This window comes from Spirillospora sp. NPDC000708 (assembly GCF_040299565.1).
Lineage (GTDB): Bacteria > Actinomycetota > Actinomycetes > Streptosporangiales > Streptosporangiaceae > Spirillospora.
The window spans coordinates 32,932-47,748 of sequence record NZ_JBEPCJ010000031.1; the positions used below are offsets into that span (position 1 = coordinate 32,932).

Here is a 14,817-nt window from a genome sequence, read left to right on the forward strand (position 1 = left end):
CGGGAGGCGGCTGCCGGGACGGTCGCCAAGCCGGGCGCTCGCTCGTTAGGGCGCCAGCGGGGCGGGTTGTCGACCAGGCGCATCTGGCCTGTGAGCAGAGGCAGATGCCGTTGCCGCTGGTGGTGACAGCTGGGCGGCGCGGGGACGCCTCGCAGTTCCCAGTCCTGATGGCCGGCGCCGCGTCGCCCGATCCGGGCAGGGGCGTCCCCGGACCGTCCGGATCGAGTGCGAGCTACGAGGCCTGGCCCTCTCGTGGGCGATCCGGGCGGCCTGCGCCGCCCGACACGTCGCGACGTCTGAGGTAGCGGTGGAGCCCAGTCGCCCGCACCTGGCGTCAGCCTTCTTGCTCATCCGCCGTCCCTCAGCCTTGCTGGTCCTGAGATATTTGAGCCTGGACAATGAGATTTCACTGGCTTAGATTGCCACGACAAGCTACGCCATCGAGATCAAGGAGGTAGCGAGATGCGCCCAACCATCGTCCTGCCGGCCATGGGGATCCTGGGGATGGCCCTGGCCGCCGGCTGCGGCGGACAAGACATAGGGGCGTCGTCCGCGAAGGCGAAGCCGCTGGACGGGCCGATCGTCATCGGGATGGCGGTGGCGCGCTCCGGGTTCGCCGCCTCCTACGACCTCGGGCCGTCTCGCGGCGCCGAACTCGCCGTGGCGGACATCAATGCCCACGGCGGCGTCCTGGGACACCGCCTCGAGCTCAGGTACGGCGATACGAAGTCCGACCGGGCGCTGGGCACCACCGTCGGCATCGATCTGCTGTCACACGGGGCGAAGGTCATGCTCGTCACGTGCGACTTCGACCTGGGAAGCCCTGCGGCCATCGCGGCGACCGGTAAGAACGTCGTGGCGGTGTCGCCCTGTGCAGGCTCCTCGCAGTTCGGCGTTCCCACGCTGGGACCGCTCGCGTACTCCTTGGGCACCGAGAGCGCGGCAGGTGCGACGAATGTCGCCCAGTTCGCCTACGACCAGGGTTATAGGAAGGCGTATCTCTGGCGTGACCCAAGCGTCACGCACACGAAGGAGACCTGCGCCGCATTCGAGTCGAGGTTCGGCTCCCAACCGCAGGCGAAGGTGGTCGGGAGCGACACGATCCAGCAGAAGGACACATCGTTCGCCGGTCAGATCGCGCGGCTGCGCAAGTCCGGCGCCGACGTGCTCGAGTTGTGCAGCTACAACCCGGGAGCGGCCACGGCGTTGCGACAGCTTCGAGCCGCCGGCCTCGACATCCCGGTCACGTCGCACGTCGGCATGGACGGCAGCTACTGGCTGAAGGGCGTCCCGAACTTGAAGAACTTCTACTACGACGCCTTCGGGTCGCTGTACGGCGATGATCCGCGGGCGTCCGTGAACGACTTCTTCGCGCGCTACAAGGCGAAGTTCGGCGAGCCTGCGGTCACGTCCTTCGCGCTCACCGGCTATGCGACGGTCCAGGTCATCGCCAAGGCGATCGAGACGGCCCAGACCACCGACGGCGCCGCGCTGGCAAAGGCGATCGACGGCTTGGGCTCGTACCAGACGATCGCCGGCCCCACGGGGTTCAGTGTGAAGCAGCACATCGTGACCGACCGTCCCGCGGTGATCATGGGCGTCGAGGGGGGCCGGGGCAAGCCGGTCGCCACATACGCCGGCGGCCGCAAGACCGCGGAAGGCTGAGTCGGATGCCTCCGCTGCTCGGCACGAGCCACGTCACCGTGCGCTTCGCGGGACTATGCGCGCTGGACGACGTCGACCTCGAACTCCACCACGGCGAGATCCTCGGGCTCATCGGGCCGAACGGGGCAGGGAAGACGACGCTGCTCAACGTTCTGTCGGGCTTCCAGCGCCCCACCACAGGCGAGGTCGAGTTCGACGACCGCCTCATCACCGGCTGGGACCCTCCTCGTCGGGCGAGGGCGGGCATCAGCCGGACATTCCAGGACGTCGGGCTGTTCCCGCACATGACCGTGCTCGAGAACTGCGCGGCGGCGGTGATCGGCTGCGGCGGGAAGTGGGCGACCGCGTACGCGCGCGCGAGTCAGGCGCTTGAGTGGCTCGACCTGGTTCAGTACGCCGACATTCTCGCCCGCGACCTGCCGTACGGGATACAGCGGAGGGTCGGCATGGCGCGGGGCCTGAGCGCTCGGCCGAAAGTGCTCCTGCTCGACGAACCGGCGGCGGGCTTGAACGACGATGAGAGCGCCGCGATGGCACGGACCGTGCGGCGGATTCACGAGGAGATCGGCTGCGGGATCATCGTGATCGAGCACGACGTGCCCGTGATCCTCGGCCTCTGCGATCGCGTGCACGTCCTCGACCACGGCGTCACGCTCCGGGTCGGCACCCCCGACGAGATCCGGACCGATCCCGAGGTCGTGTCCGCGTATCTGGGCGCGGAGGCGATGGGATGACCCTCCTCCAGGTTTCCGACCTGCACATCTCATACGGGCCGATCGATGCCGTGAAGGGTGTGTCCCTCAGCGTCGAACAGGGCGACGTGGTCGCGATCGTCGGTCCGAACGGGGCCGGCAAGTCCAGCATCCTCCAGGCGATTCAAGGGCTGGTGCGAGTACGGGCCGGATCGGTCCGCTGGCGCGGTAGGGATATCACCAGTTGGGCGCCCGAGCGCAGGGCGAGGGCGGGCATGTCGTTCGTCCCGGAATCGCGCGGCGTGTTCCGCACGCTGTCGATCGGGGAGAACCTCCGTCTTGCCGGCTGCGCGCTCGCAGCGAACGTCGACGTCTCCGAGCGGGTGCAGCTGGCCCTGCGGCACTTTCCCGCGCTGACCGATCGCCTCTCCGAGCGGGCCGCGGTGCTGTCCGGTGGCGAGCGCCAGCAACTCGCGATCGGCCGTGCCCTGGTGGCCGCGCCCGAGTTGCTGATTCTCGACGAGCCTTCGCTGGGGCTCGCCCCCGTGGTGCTCGACGAGCTGTTCGCCAGTCTCGCCAGGCTGCGCGACGAGGGCTGGACGATCCTCCTCGTCGAGCAGAACGTCGCGCGTGCGGTGAAGCTGGCCGACCGGCTGTTCTCGCTGCGAGGAGGCGTGATGGAGCGCGTGAGCGAACCCGACGAGCTGCTACGGAACCCTTCGTTCCGGGCCAAGCATCTGGGTTTGGGGTGAGCACGGTGGCTCAGAATCTCATCAACGCGCTCAGCCTCGGCAGCCTCTACGCGTTGATCGCACTCGGCGTCGCCCTGCTGTTCAGCATCATGGGACTGATCAACTTCGCGCACGGCGAGCTCATCATGATCGGAGGGTACGCGCTGCTCTGGTTCGCCGGGCTGCCGTTCCCCGTGACGGCCGTGCTCGTCGTGGCCGTCGTCATCGGGTGCGCGCTCGCGATGGAACGGGTCGCCTTCCGCTCCGTGCGAGGGGCGACCGGGGAGACGCTGCTGATGACCTCCTTCGCACTCAGCCTGTTCGTCCAGGGTGGCGCGCTGCTGTTCGAGGGCGCCGACCCGAAGAGCGTCGATGTACTCGGAACCCTTGGCGCGAGCGTGGAAGTGGCCGGAGTGTCCGTCGGCAAGCTCGACATCGCGATCATCGGTGTCACCGCGGCGCTGCTGCTGGGCCTCGCATGGTTCCTGCGCGCGACGTCGCTCGGCGTCCAGATGCGCGCCGCGGCCGAGGACTTCGGGATGGCCCGCGCGCTGGGAGTGCGCGCCAACCTCGTCGTCGCCGCCGCGTTCGGAATGAGCGGCGCGTTCGCGGCGATCGCGGCGATCTTCCTGGTCGCGAGTACGGGTGCCCTCACGCCGGCCATGGGCCTGAAGCCGGTGCTCGTCGGCTTCGTCGCGATCGTGCTCGGTGGGCTCGGCCGCCTGTGGGCCGCGGCTCTCGGCGCATACGTGCTCGCCCTGCTCTCCGTGATGCTTCAGGCGTATCTGCCTGATGGCGTGGCCCCGTACCGGGACGCCCTCGTGTACTTCGGGATCGTCGTGATCCTCATGTTCCGGCCGCACGGCATCGCGGGCCGTCCCGGGGCGGTGCGCGTATGAAGAGCTCGCGCCCTTCCGTGCTCGCGCGCTGCGCCCCCGCCATCATCTGCGCACTGCTGGTCCTCGCGGTCAGCGGCCTGGCCATGGCCGGCTCGCTGACGACGCAGCGGACGGCCACGCAGATGCTCGTCATGGGCATCATCACCGTCGGCACGTACATCTTCGTCGGCAACTCGGGCATGCTGTCCTTCGGCCACGTCGTGTTCGTCGCCGTCGGCGCCTACACCACCGCGCTGTTGACCATGCCTCACAACCTGAAGCAGGCGTTGCTGCCCGCGCTTCCAGACTGGCTCGCGGAGATCGAACTCGGCCTGCCCGAGGCGCTGCTCGTCTCCGGCCTGCTCTCCCTCCTGGTCGGGGCGGTCTTCTCGCTCCTGGTCCTGCGCCTGGACGGGATGGCGGCCGGCATCGCGAGCCTGGCACTGCTCATCAGCGTCAACGTGGTGATCAGCAACTGGGACGGGGTCACGCGAGGCTCGCAGGGAATCGTGGGGATCCCGGCCGACCTCACCATCGGCACCACGGTCCCCTGGGTGATCGGTGCGATCGCCGTCGCTCTGGCATACCAGCTGAGCCGGTCCGGCTTCCGGCTGCGCGCCTCCAGTGAGGATCCTGTCGCCGCCGCCGCGCTGGGGATCCGCATCCGTCGCGACCGGTCGATCGCATTCGTCATCAGCGCGTTCGTGTGCGGCGTCGGCGGCGGCCTGTACGCCCGCTTCCTCGGAGCACTGACTCCGGGTGACGTCTACCTCCAACTCACGCTGCTCACGCTGCTCATGTTGATAGTCGGGGGAATCCGAAGCCTGAGCGGGGCCGTCATCGGGACGCTCTTCATCTCGGTGCTGGCCGAGTTGCTGCGAAGGATCGAGGCGGGGGGCGATCTCGGCCCGATCGGCCTCCAGCCGCACCCTGGTGTCCAGCAGCTGATCCTCGCCCTGACGCTACTGCTGACCTTGCTCCTCCGGCCCGGCGGTATCACCGCCGGTCGCGAACTCGGCTTCGCCCTCCCCGGCTGGATACGCAGTCGCCGAAGGGGCTTCACCGAGCCGGGTCCGGACTCATCCGGCCTGGTGGCAGAGGGTGAGAACGGCCTGGACGACGGTGATCGGCCTTACCCGGCGCAGACTTGGCGCGATCTGGCCTAGGCCTTCGTAGTACCCGCAATGACCTGATGCTCAGTGCCGGGTCTGTCCACAAAAGCGTCCCATGGAGAACATCAATGGAGCTTGCTGATATCTCAGAGCCCTCATACTCTGATGCCAGTCATCGTTCAGTGAAGGAGATCTCCGTGCCTCCCAACCACGATCCTCGGCCGGCCGGCTGGCGGGTCGGCGCCGATATCGGCGGCACCTTCACCGACGTCATCGCGCTGGGCCCGGCCGGTGAGGTCGTCCCGATGAAGGTTCTGTCCACCCCACTGGACTACGGCGCGGGCGTTGTCTCGGCGACGAGAGCCGTGCTCTCCTCCGCCGCCGCCGAGCCCGCGGCCGTGACCGCGATGCTGCACGGCACGACCGTGGCCACCAACACGATCCTGTCGATGAGCGGCGTCCGGACGGCCGTGGTCACCACCCGCGGTTTCCGTGACGTGCTGGAGCTCGGACGCCTACGACGGCCGGTGCTGTACGACCTGTCCTGGTCCAAGCCCGAGCCCCTCGCCCGGCGCCGGAACCGGTACGAAGTCGGTCAGCGGATCACGGCCGACGGACGTCTCGAGCCACCGGCCGGTGAAGAGGAGGTCCGCGCGTTGGCGGTGCGGCTCCGCAGGGACGGGATCCGAGCGGTGGCCGTGTGTCTGATCAACTCCTATGTCCGGCCCGATGAGGAGCGGCGGGTCGCCGAGTTGCTGCGTGCGGAACTGCCCGGTGTCTATGTCACGGCCTCGGTCGATGTCTCTCCTCAGGCGCACGAGTTCGAGCGCACGAGCACCGCGACGGTCAACGCCTACATCGGTCCGGCGGTCTACGGTTACCTCACCCGTCTCGACGCGGGGTTGCGGGCGGCGAAGGTGAGCGCCCCGTTGCTGGTCATGCAGTCCAGCGGCGGGCTGCTCGACGCGGCTTCGGTCGCTCAACGGCCCGTTCAGATCATCGAGTCCGGTCCCGCGGCCGGCGTCACCGCCGTGCAGAAGCTCGCGCAGCTGATGGGCCTGTCCACCGTGGTCGCGTTCGACATGGGCGGTACCACGGCGAAGGCGTCGCTGATCGAGGGCGGCGAGCCGTTCGTCGCGGCCGAATACGAAGTCGGTGGCGGTATGAACATCGCCCGTGGCCTCGGCTCCGGCGCCGGGTATCCGGTGCGGGCACCGTCGATCGACATCGCCGAGGTCGGCTCGGGAGGCGGCAGCATCATCTCCGTCGACACGGCGGGCGCGCTCCACGTGGGGCCCGCCAGCGCGGGATCGCGCCCTGGTCCCGCCTGCTATGGCCAGGGTGGTGAGCTGCCGACGTTGACCGACGCCAACGTGACACTGGGATACCTCAGCCCGCAGGCCCTTGCCGGCGGTCGCGTGGCGATCCACCCCGACCTGGCGGCGAAGGCGCTGTCGTCGGTCGCCGAGCAGCTCGGCGGCGATGTGGCGGGTACCGCGCGCGGCGCGTACCAGGTGGCCGTGTCGAGCATGACGACCGCGGTCAAGGCCGTGACCAGCGAACGCGGCCGCGATCCGCGTGAGGCCACCATGGTCGCGTTCGGTGGCGCCGGCCCCTTGTACGCCGCCGCCCTGGCCCGTGAGCTGGGCATCTCGACCGTGATCGTGCCGGTGTACCCAGGGCTGTTCAGCAGCCTGGGCCTTCTCGTCGCCGACACCGAACGCCACGAGCTCACCCCGTTTCGGCAGGAGTTCGCAGAGGTGGGCGCCCTCGCCGGGGAGTTCGAGCGGCTCGCCGCGAAGGTGAGCGCGGAGCTAGGGGCGAACGCCGTCGTGGATCGGCTGCTGGACATTCGCTACCGCGGTCAGCGATTCGAACTACGCATCCGGGTGCCCGACGGAGACCTTACCGACGACCTGCTGGCTGAGACGCGGGCGCGGTTCCACGCCGAGCACAAGCGCACCTATGGTCGCGCCGGTACGGACGAGCTGGTAGAGCTGGTCAACCTCCGAGTGCGCGGCCGGCTGCCCACCTCGGTGTCCATCGCGGACGTCCTGAACCTCCCCGGTGTCACCGACCGAGAGCCCGCGATCCGTGAATGCCGATTCGCCGAGACCGTGTCCACGCCCGTCGTGGGACGGTCCGACCTCGGAGCCGAACCCGTTGACGGACCCATGGTCATTGAGGACATGGACGCCACCACCCTCGTCCCACCCGGTGCGCGGGCACACCGCGACCGGTTCGGCAACATCGTCATCACCTGGAGTGCCGCATGATCCGCGATGCCGTGACCTTCGAGGTCTTCCGCAATGCCGTCACCGGCCTCGCCGACGAGATGGCCATCACGATCCTGCGCACGGCGCACTCGCAGCTCGTCGCGTCCAGCATGGACTTCTCCGCCGCCCTGTGCGACGCCCAGGGCCGGGTGATCGCCCAGGCCAACACCCTCCCGGTGCACCTGGGCTCCATCCCGGCCGCGATGGAGGCGATCTTCGACGAGTTCGGCGAGGGAATCCGCCCGGGGGACGTCTACATGCTCAACGACCCGTCCTTGGGCGGCATGCATCTCCCGGACATCTTCGTGGTCGCCCCGGTGTTCGCCGGAGAAGCCCTTCTGGGGTTCTCGGTCACGGTCGTCAACCACACCGATGTCGGAGGCTGGGCGGCCGGTTCCATGGCCGTGCAGTCGACGAGCATCTTCGCCGAAGGGGTGCAGATCCCCCCTTCACGGCTGATCGAGGCCGGCGCCGTGAACCAGACGTTCCTGCAGTTGATCCTGCGCAACGTCCGCGAACCCGAGCTGCTGCGCGGCGACCTCGAATCCCAGCTGGCGGCCTGTCACACCGGGTCCGAAGGTCTGCGCGCCCTCGCGGCGCGGCACGGCGTGGAAGGGCTCGCCGGCCTCGTCGACGAGCTGCTCGACTACTCCGAGACCCTGTTCCGCGCCGCGCTCGCCGAAGCGGTCCCGGGAACCTACGAGTTCACCGACCACATCGACGACGACGGTCTCGGTTCCGGGCCGATCCCGATCCGGGTGAAGGTCACCCTGTCGGAGGCCGGTATCGAGCTGGACTTCACCGGGTCGGCACCGCAGGTCGGCTCGGCCTTGAACGCGACGGACTCGTTCACCCGCTCCGCCGCCTACGCCGCCCTGCAGGGAGTGCTCGCCTCGGACATCCCGGCCAACAGCGGCTTCTACCGGCCGTTCTCCTTCGTCATCCCCGAGGCCTCGATCCTCAACGGGCAGCGGCCCTCCGCGCGCGGGGCCCGCGGCCTCGTTGGTTTCCGGATCATGGACGCGGTGCTCGGGGCTCTCGCACCGGTGTTCCCCGACCGGGTGCCCGCCGCGGGGGACGGCGGGCCGGACGGGATCGCGATCGGACTCGTCGGCGCGGATGGAGAATCGGTCGTACTGTGGGACGCTCTTTCCGGAGCCTGGGGCGCCCGCCCGGACCGCGACGGCGTGGACGGGATCAGCTCGCTGGGCGCCAACCTGACCAACACCCCGGTCGAGGAGCTGGAACGCTCCGGTCACCTGCGCATCGACGGTTACGGCTACCTGCCGGATTCCGGTGGAGCGGGCCGCTGGCGCGGTGGCCTCGCGACCTTCCGGGACATGACGATGCTGGCCCCTGAGGCCAGCGTGCAGATCAGGTCCGACCGGCGCAAGTTCCTGCCGTACGGGCTGGCCGGCGGCGCGCAGGGGACGCCCTCTCTCAACGTGCTCGACCGCGGCGGGCCCGATGAACGTGTGCTGGAGTCCAAACCGCATTTCGTCATGACCGCGGGAGCCCGCCACCGGCACGTGACCGCGGGCGGGGGAGGGCACGGCAGCCCCTTCGAGCGCACCCCGGAACGCGTCCGCGAAGACGTCCTCGACGGCAAGGTGACCCGCGTGGGCGCCGAACGGGACTACGGCGTCGTGATCACGGAGGCCGGTGCGGTCGACGCGAGCGCCACCGCCGCGCTGCGCGACAAGGCGCGTTCCGCAACCTCACATCGACTGGACGGGAGTCTGTCTTGACCACCGCACTGATCATTGGAGACGTCCAGCGGGGCATCACGGGCGACTACCCGTTCGCCCGGCGGGTCGTGCCGCCGCTCACCGACCTGCTCCCGCGCGCTCGCGCGGCCAGCGCGCTCGTCGTGTTCGTGCACTTCGCCTTCCGCTCCAACGGGGCGGACGTGCCGCCGGGCAGCGCGATGCTCAGATCGTTCTACGAGGCCGGGGACGCCTTCCATGAGGGATCGGCCGGAACGGAGATCGATCTGCCGGTCGCCGAAGAGGACGTCGTCGTGCTGAAGCGCCGCGCCAGTGCGTTCGCCGGCACGGACCTCGACCTCGTCCTCCGCGCGCGCGGGGTCGACACGCTCGCGGTCGCCGGAGTCGCGACCAGCGCGATGGTCGCCGCGACGTGCTACGACGCGGCGGACCGCGGCTACCGGGTGACGGTCCTGCGCGACGGGTGCGCCGACGACGATCAGGCGATGCACGACTTCTTCATGGACGCCGTCTTCCCCAGCCGCGGGTTCGAGGTCGTGACCTGCGCCGATTGGCGCGAGGGACGGGAAGCGTGAACGCCTCCCTGCTGGACCGGCTCAGGTCGGGGCTCGACGCGCGCGGGGCGACCGGCGGGCTGCGCCGCGACCTAGTGGTGTCGGGCCCTCAGGGGCCGACGATCGGCATGGACGGCGCGACCCTGGTGAACCTCGCGGCCAACGACTATCTCGGGCTCGCCGGTGACCCGGAGGTGCTCGAATCGGCCCGGCGGGCGTTGCGCGACATGGGGCTCGGGGTCAGTGCGGGACGCGTCCTCTGCGGGTCCCGGGAGATCCACGGCGAACTCGAGGCAGGCATCGCGGAGCTGGTCGGGGCCGAGGACGCCCTGATCTACACCTCGTGCTTCGATGCGAACCTCGGCGTCTTCGACGCCCTGCTCGGCCCGGAGGATGTGGTCCTCAGCGACGCGCTCAACCACGCGAGCCTTATCGACGGCATGCGCCTGGCTCCGGCTCGACGGCACGTCTTCGCGCACGCCGACCTTGAGGATCTCGAGCGCCTCCTCGCCGACAGCGCGGGCGCCCGCAACCGGGTCATCGTCACCGACGGCGTGTTCAGCATGGACGGCGAGATCGCCGCGCTGCCCCGGCTCCGCGAACTGGCGCTGCGCTACGACGCGGCGCTGGTGGTCGACGACTCGCACGCCACGGGCGTGCTGGGCGCGACCGGTGCCGGCACGGCTGAGCGCTTCGGACTGCAGGGCGGCGTTGACGTGCTGACCGGGACGCTCGGCAAGGCGCTGGGCGCGGCCGGGGGCTTCGTCGCCGGCGACCGCGCGGTCGTGGAGACCTTGCGCCAGGTCTCGCGGCCGTACGTCTTCACCAACGCGATGGCTCCGCCGCTGGCCGCCGCGGCGCTGACCGCGATCCGCATCGTCCGGGAGCGCCCGGAGGTGCGGGAGCGCCTGGCCGCCAACACCGCCTGGTTGCGCGCGGCGTTGCGCGATCTCGGCTACGAGGTGCTGCCGGGCGAGCATCCGATCATCCCCGTGATGCTGCCCGGCGGGACTGCGGCCCGCGACGTGGCGGCCGCTGTGCGCCGCGACGGTGTCCTCGCCTTCGCCCTTTCGCATCCGGTCGTCCCGGCAGGGGAGGAGCGGATCCGGGTGCAGGTATCGGCGGCTCACACCACTGAACAGCTCGAACTCGCGGCAGCCGCCTTCGCTCGCGCGCGCGTCGTTCTGGCCGGCTCATGAGCAGCGGTCAGGGGCTCCGGGCGCCCACCTCCGCCGACGGCGGCGAGCTCGAGGGGCGGGTCGCGATCGTGACCGGCGGCGCGAGCGGCATGGGCCTGGCGACCGCGCACGCGCTGGCCCGCCGCGGAGCGACCGTCGCCGTGTTCGACCCTGCGGCTCCCGGCTGCACCGATCTGGCGGCGACGCTGGAGGTGCCGACCGATCGCGTCCGGTCGGTCGCGGTGGACATCACCAACGGCGAAGAGGTCGGCCAGGCGTTCGCCGCACTGGTGGGGGAGCGGTCGCGGCTGGACATCCTGGTCAACGCCGCGGGCATCGCGCCGCCGACCGCGGTCGAGGACATCACCGATGACGAGTGGCGCCGCGTGCTCGCGGTCAACGTCGACGGAACGTTCCTCTGCTGTCGCCGGGCGATCCCTGCGATGCGAAGCGGCGGATGGGGGCGGATCGTCAACTTCTCCTCGACGGCGGGGAAGACCATCAGCACGGCGGGTGGCGCCCACTACACGACGGCAAAGCACGGCGTCCTCGGGCTCACCCGGCATCTGGCGAAGGCCTTCGGCCCCGACGGGATCACGGTGAACGCCGTCTGCCCCGGCCTCATCGACACGCCGATGGCCAGGGGGCTGCTGCCCGAGGGATCGCTCGACCAGGTCACCCGCTCGTTCCCGGTGCCCCGTGTCGGGCAGCCCTGGGAAGTCGCGGAGCTCGTCGCCTTTCTCGCGTCCGACCGTGCCGCGTACATCACGGGCGCGGCCGTCGACATCAACGGCGGCGACCTGATCGTCTGACGCGCCGGCAAGCAGCGGAGATGAGAGACCCGAGACGTGGAGCAGCGGGAAGACCTGTCTGCTCCTCTAAGAGAAGGCGAGTAGTCAGTGAGCACTGCGGCAGTCCCTACAATCCGTCACCGAATCGGCGGCAGCGAGGCCGCCGGCGAGCCGGGCCGCACCGCCCCGGTGTGGAACCCCGCGACCGGTGAGCGCCAGGCCGAGGTGCTCCTGGCCGGGGCGGTCGAGGTCGACGCGGCCGTGCAGGCGGCACGGGCCGCCTTCCCGGACTGGGCGGACACCTCCGTCATGCGCCGGTCGCGGCTGATGTTCGCCTTCCGCGACCTCGTCGAGAAGCACCTCGACGAACTGGCGCGGATCGTGACGGCCGAACACGGCAAGGTGCTCGATGATGCCAAGGCGGAGGTCGCCCGCGGCATCGAAGTGATCGACTTTGCCTGCGGGATCCCGCAACTGCTCAAGGGCGAGTACTCCGACCAGGTCTCCACCGGCGTCGACCTCTTCTCGTTCCGCCAGCCGCTCGGCGTCTGTGCCGGCATCACGCCGTTCAACTTCCCCGCGATGGTCCCGATGTGGATGCACCCGATCGCGATCGCGACCGGAAACACGTTCGTCCTCAAGCCCTCCGAGCGTGACCCGTCGGTGTGCAACCTGGTCGCCGAGCTCTACGCGGAGGCCGGCCTGCCCGACGGCGTCTTCAACGTCGTGCACGGCGACAAGACCGCGGTCGACGCGATCCTCGACCATCCGGACATCGCGGCGGTGTCGTTCGTCGGCTCGACGCCGATCGCGCGATATGTGCACGAGCGCGCGACCGCGGGCGGCAAGCGCGTGCAGGCGCTCGGCGGCGCCAAGAACCACGCCGTCGTCCTCCCCGACGCCGACCTCGACCGCGCCGCCGACCAGCTGATCGCGGCCGCCTACGGCTCGGCGGGCCAGCGCTGCATGGCGATCTCCGTGGCCGTCGCGGTCGGCGACGTGGCCGAGCCCCTCGTCGAGCGCATGCGGAAGAGGGCAACGGCGATCAAGGTCGGGCCGGGCTGGGAGGCCGGCTCGGAGATGGGCCCGGTCGTGACGCCCCAGGCGCTCGACCGGATCAGGGGCTACATCGGCTCGGGTGTCGACGCGGGCGCCCGGCTCGTGGTCGATGGGCGTGAACTCGAGGTCCAGGGCGGCGGCTTCTTCGTCGGCCCGACGTTGTTCGATCGGGTTACGCCTGACATGGAGGTCTACCGGGACGAGATCTTCGGCCCCGTCCTCCTCGTCGTGCGCGTCGGCTCGCTCGAGGAGGCGATCGACCTCGTCAACGCCAACGCGTTTGCCAACGGCACGGCGATCTTCACGTCCAGCGGGCATGCGGCGCGTGCCTTCCAGCGTCGCGTGAAGGTAGGAATGGTCGGCGTCAACGTCCCGATCCCGGTGCCTATGGCGTTCTACTCGTTCGGCGGCTGGAAGCACTCGCTCTTCGGTGCCCATCACATTCACGGCCCCGAGGGCGTCGCGTTCTACACACGCGCTAAGGCTGTCACCACCCGCTGGCACCAGGAATGGGAGGGCGGCTCGCACGAGCAAGGCAACCTTCACTTCCCGGTGGCGGACTGAAGAGGCGCACGGCGCCGTCGGCTCGATTGCCTGCACTGAGCGCCGACGCCTCGCCCTAGTGGCGCGCCGCGACGGGGTGACCGTCCCGTGGCCCCGATCTCACCGAGATGCCATTGCTGAGCGAGCGGCGATTCGGGGGAGCCGCTGGCAGGTAGTAGCACCCGATCGGTGATCTGGCGCCTGATCGCCTGATGTGCCCGGCCGGTTGAGCCGAGGGCACCCCATTCCAGACCGACCAGCAGAAAAAGATACGTCTGGCGAAAATTGAGATCTCAAAATGAGGGGCTGATCATATGCAATCGACTTCAGGCGTCTGGGTACTCCCCGACGCGAAGAAACTTCCGATCATGGGCGCGATGGGTACGCGCGATCGCGCGGCGCAGAGCGCACGCGACGGCGTACGAGTCCTTCCGCTCGTGGGCGCCCCGATCCTTCCCCTGCCCGAGCACGTGCGGCGGGCGGTCGCACACGCGATGGTGCGGCCCGACCCGCGTGACAGCCGCGGGCTCCCGGAACTGCGAGCGGCTATCGCCGACGAACTCGGGCGCGAGCACGGTCTGCGCGTCGATCCAGACCGCCGTCTTCTGATCACTCACGGAGCGTTGCACGGCCTCTCGCTCGTGCTTCGCACCGTGCTCGCAGCGGGCGACGAGGTGATCGTGCCGACTCCGACCTTCTTCTTCGACGGCGCCATCCGCGAGGCCGGCGCGACGCCCGCGTACGTCCCGTCCCGCGAACGCGACGGATGGGCACTCGACCTCGTCGGCATGGAAGCCGCCGTCACCCCCCGCAGCCGCGCCGTGCTCCTTTGCAATCCGAACAACCCGACGGGCCAACTGCCGGACGCCGCGACGATCGCGGCGGTGGTGGACATCGCGGCACGCCACGGCCTCCTCGTGATCTCCGACGACTCGTGGCAGCACTTCACCTTCGACGGTCGCCGGTACCAGCCGGTGGAGGCCTTCACCGATCGCTGGCCTCACATCGTCACGGTCATGAGCCTCAGCAAGTACTACGCGCTCGCGAGCTGGCGGATGGGCTACGTCCTGGCGCCGCCGCCGGTCATCGACGCCCTCGAACACCGCCTTCAGTGGGAGGCGGTCTGCTGCGGTGCGGTCCCGCAGAGCGCTGCGGCCGCCACACTGACCGGCCCGCGCGACTGGCTTGACGATGCGCTTTCCACCTACCAAGCGAAGCGCGACCTCGTGTGCGACGGCATCGCCGCCGCCGGCCTCCCCGCGCCCGTGAGACCTGACGCCGGCGCCTTCCTGCTGCTCGACTGCTCCCGCCTCGGGAACACGCCGGCCGACATCGACCGCGCCCTCCTGCGCAACGGCATCGCCGCGGTCCGGGGCGCCGACATGCACGCACCGGATACGCACGTCCGCCTCACGTTCGGCTCGGACGAGCAACTGCTCCGCGAACTGCTCCGCCGCCTCGCCAGGACCTGCCAGGAGTCTGAGGCGGGCAGGTCCTGACGGCCTCGGAGGCGCCGCCCGCGAGCCGAAGAAGACCGTGGTCACGAAGCCCTGACCGCTACCTTGCGGCTGGTGTCTGAGCTAGGACGTCGTACAACTCCTGAGCGAGTGC

General features: G+C 69.8%; 12 protein-coding genes. All 12 read left to right on the plus strand.

What is annotated here, in order from left to right; genetic code table 11:
• Window positions 1-462: 462 nt before the first annotated feature.
• On the plus strand, window positions 463-1,665 hold the full coding sequence (locus tag ABT299_RS22540; protein ID WP_500251891.1) for an ABC transporter substrate-binding protein: 1,203 nt from the start codon (window positions 463-465) through the stop codon (window positions 1,663-1,665).
• 5 nt (window positions 1,666-1,670) lie between these two features.
• Complete coding sequence (locus ABT299_RS22545) at window positions 1,671-2,399, plus strand: ABC transporter ATP-binding protein (RefSeq protein WP_387032519.1); 729 nt, start codon at window positions 1,671-1,673, stop codon at window positions 2,397-2,399.
• On the plus strand, window positions 2,396-3,109 hold the full coding sequence (locus ABT299_RS22550; protein ID WP_387032522.1) for an ABC transporter ATP-binding protein: 714 nt from the start codon (window positions 2,396-2,398) through the stop codon (window positions 3,107-3,109). The genes ABT299_RS22545 and ABT299_RS22550 overlap by 4 nt, the downstream gene beginning before the upstream one ends.
• Window positions 3,110-3,114: 5 nt before the next feature.
• Window positions 3,115-3,987, plus strand: coding sequence for a branched-chain amino acid ABC transporter permease (locus ABT299_RS22555; RefSeq protein ID WP_387032524.1), 873 nt, complete (start codon window positions 3,115-3,117; stop codon window positions 3,985-3,987).
• Window positions 3,984-5,132 carry a branched-chain amino acid ABC transporter permease gene (locus ABT299_RS22560; RefSeq protein WP_387032526.1) on the plus strand — a complete coding sequence of 383 codons (1,149 nt, stop codon included), beginning with the start codon at window positions 3,984-3,986 and terminating at the stop codon, window positions 5,130-5,132. Before ABT299_RS22555 ends, ABT299_RS22560 begins: the two co-directional genes overlap by 4 nt.
• A gap of 143 nt (window positions 5,133-5,275) precedes the next feature.
• A complete protein-coding gene (locus ABT299_RS22565) occupies window positions 5,276-7,354 on the plus strand; it encodes a hydantoinase/oxoprolinase family protein (protein ID WP_500251892.1) in 2,079 nt (692 codons plus the stop codon).
• Entirely contained in the window at window positions 7,351-9,102 is a 1,752-nt protein-coding gene (locus tag ABT299_RS22570) for a hydantoinase B/oxoprolinase family protein (RefSeq protein WP_500251893.1), read from the plus strand. Before ABT299_RS22565 ends, ABT299_RS22570 begins: the two co-directional genes overlap by 4 nt.
• Window positions 9,099-9,656, plus strand: coding sequence for a cysteine hydrolase family protein (locus ABT299_RS22575; protein WP_500251894.1), 558 nt, complete (start codon window positions 9,099-9,101; stop codon window positions 9,654-9,656). The genes ABT299_RS22570 and ABT299_RS22575 overlap by 4 nt, the downstream gene beginning before the upstream one ends.
• Window positions 9,653-10,834, plus strand: coding sequence for an aminotransferase class I/II-fold pyridoxal phosphate-dependent enzyme (locus ABT299_RS22580; protein WP_500251895.1), 1,182 nt, complete (start codon window positions 9,653-9,655; stop codon window positions 10,832-10,834). The genes ABT299_RS22575 and ABT299_RS22580 overlap by 4 nt, the downstream gene beginning before the upstream one ends.
• Window positions 10,831-11,625, plus strand: coding sequence for an SDR family NAD(P)-dependent oxidoreductase (locus ABT299_RS22585; protein ID WP_387032536.1), 795 nt, complete (start codon window positions 10,831-10,833; stop codon window positions 11,623-11,625). The genes ABT299_RS22580 and ABT299_RS22585 overlap by 4 nt, the downstream gene beginning before the upstream one ends.
• Before the next feature lie 87 nt (window positions 11,626-11,712).
• The gene (locus ABT299_RS22590; RefSeq protein WP_500251896.1) at window positions 11,713-13,227 is read left to right on the plus strand and encodes a CoA-acylating methylmalonate-semialdehyde dehydrogenase; all 1,515 of its coding nucleotides are present in this window, start codon (window positions 11,713-11,715) and stop codon (window positions 13,225-13,227) included.
• Window positions 13,228-13,574: 347 nt separating this feature from the next.
• Window positions 13,575-14,705 (plus strand): pyridoxal phosphate-dependent aminotransferase, encoded by a 1,131-nt coding sequence (locus tag ABT299_RS22595; RefSeq protein ID WP_500251897.1) that lies wholly within the window; start codon window positions 13,575-13,577, stop codon window positions 14,703-14,705.
• The last annotated feature ends 112 nt before the right edge of the window (window positions 14,706-14,817 follow it).

Coding starts and splice junctions, on each gene's coding strand:
- ABT299_RS22540 (WP_500251891.1), top strand. CDS start 463: ATGCGCCCAACCATCGTCCTGCCGGCCATGGGGATCCTGGGGATGGCC.
- ABT299_RS22560 (WP_387032526.1), top strand. CDS start 3,984: ATGAAGAGCTCGCGCCCTTCCGTGCTCGCGCGCTGCGCCCCCGCCATC.
- ABT299_RS22545 (WP_387032519.1), top strand. CDS start 1,671: ATGCCTCCGCTGCTCGGCACGAGCCACGTCACCGTGCGCTTCGCGGGA.
- ABT299_RS22570 (WP_500251893.1), top strand. CDS start 7,351: ATGATCCGCGATGCCGTGACCTTCGAGGTCTTCCGCAATGCCGTCACC.
- ABT299_RS22595 (WP_500251897.1), top strand. CDS start 13,575: ATGGGCGCGATGGGTACGCGCGATCGCGCGGCGCAGAGCGCACGCGAC.
- ABT299_RS22550 (WP_387032522.1), top strand. CDS start 2,396: ATGACCCTCCTCCAGGTTTCCGACCTGCACATCTCATACGGGCCGATC.
- ABT299_RS22585 (WP_387032536.1), top strand. CDS start 10,831: ATGAGCAGCGGTCAGGGGCTCCGGGCGCCCACCTCCGCCGACGGCGGC.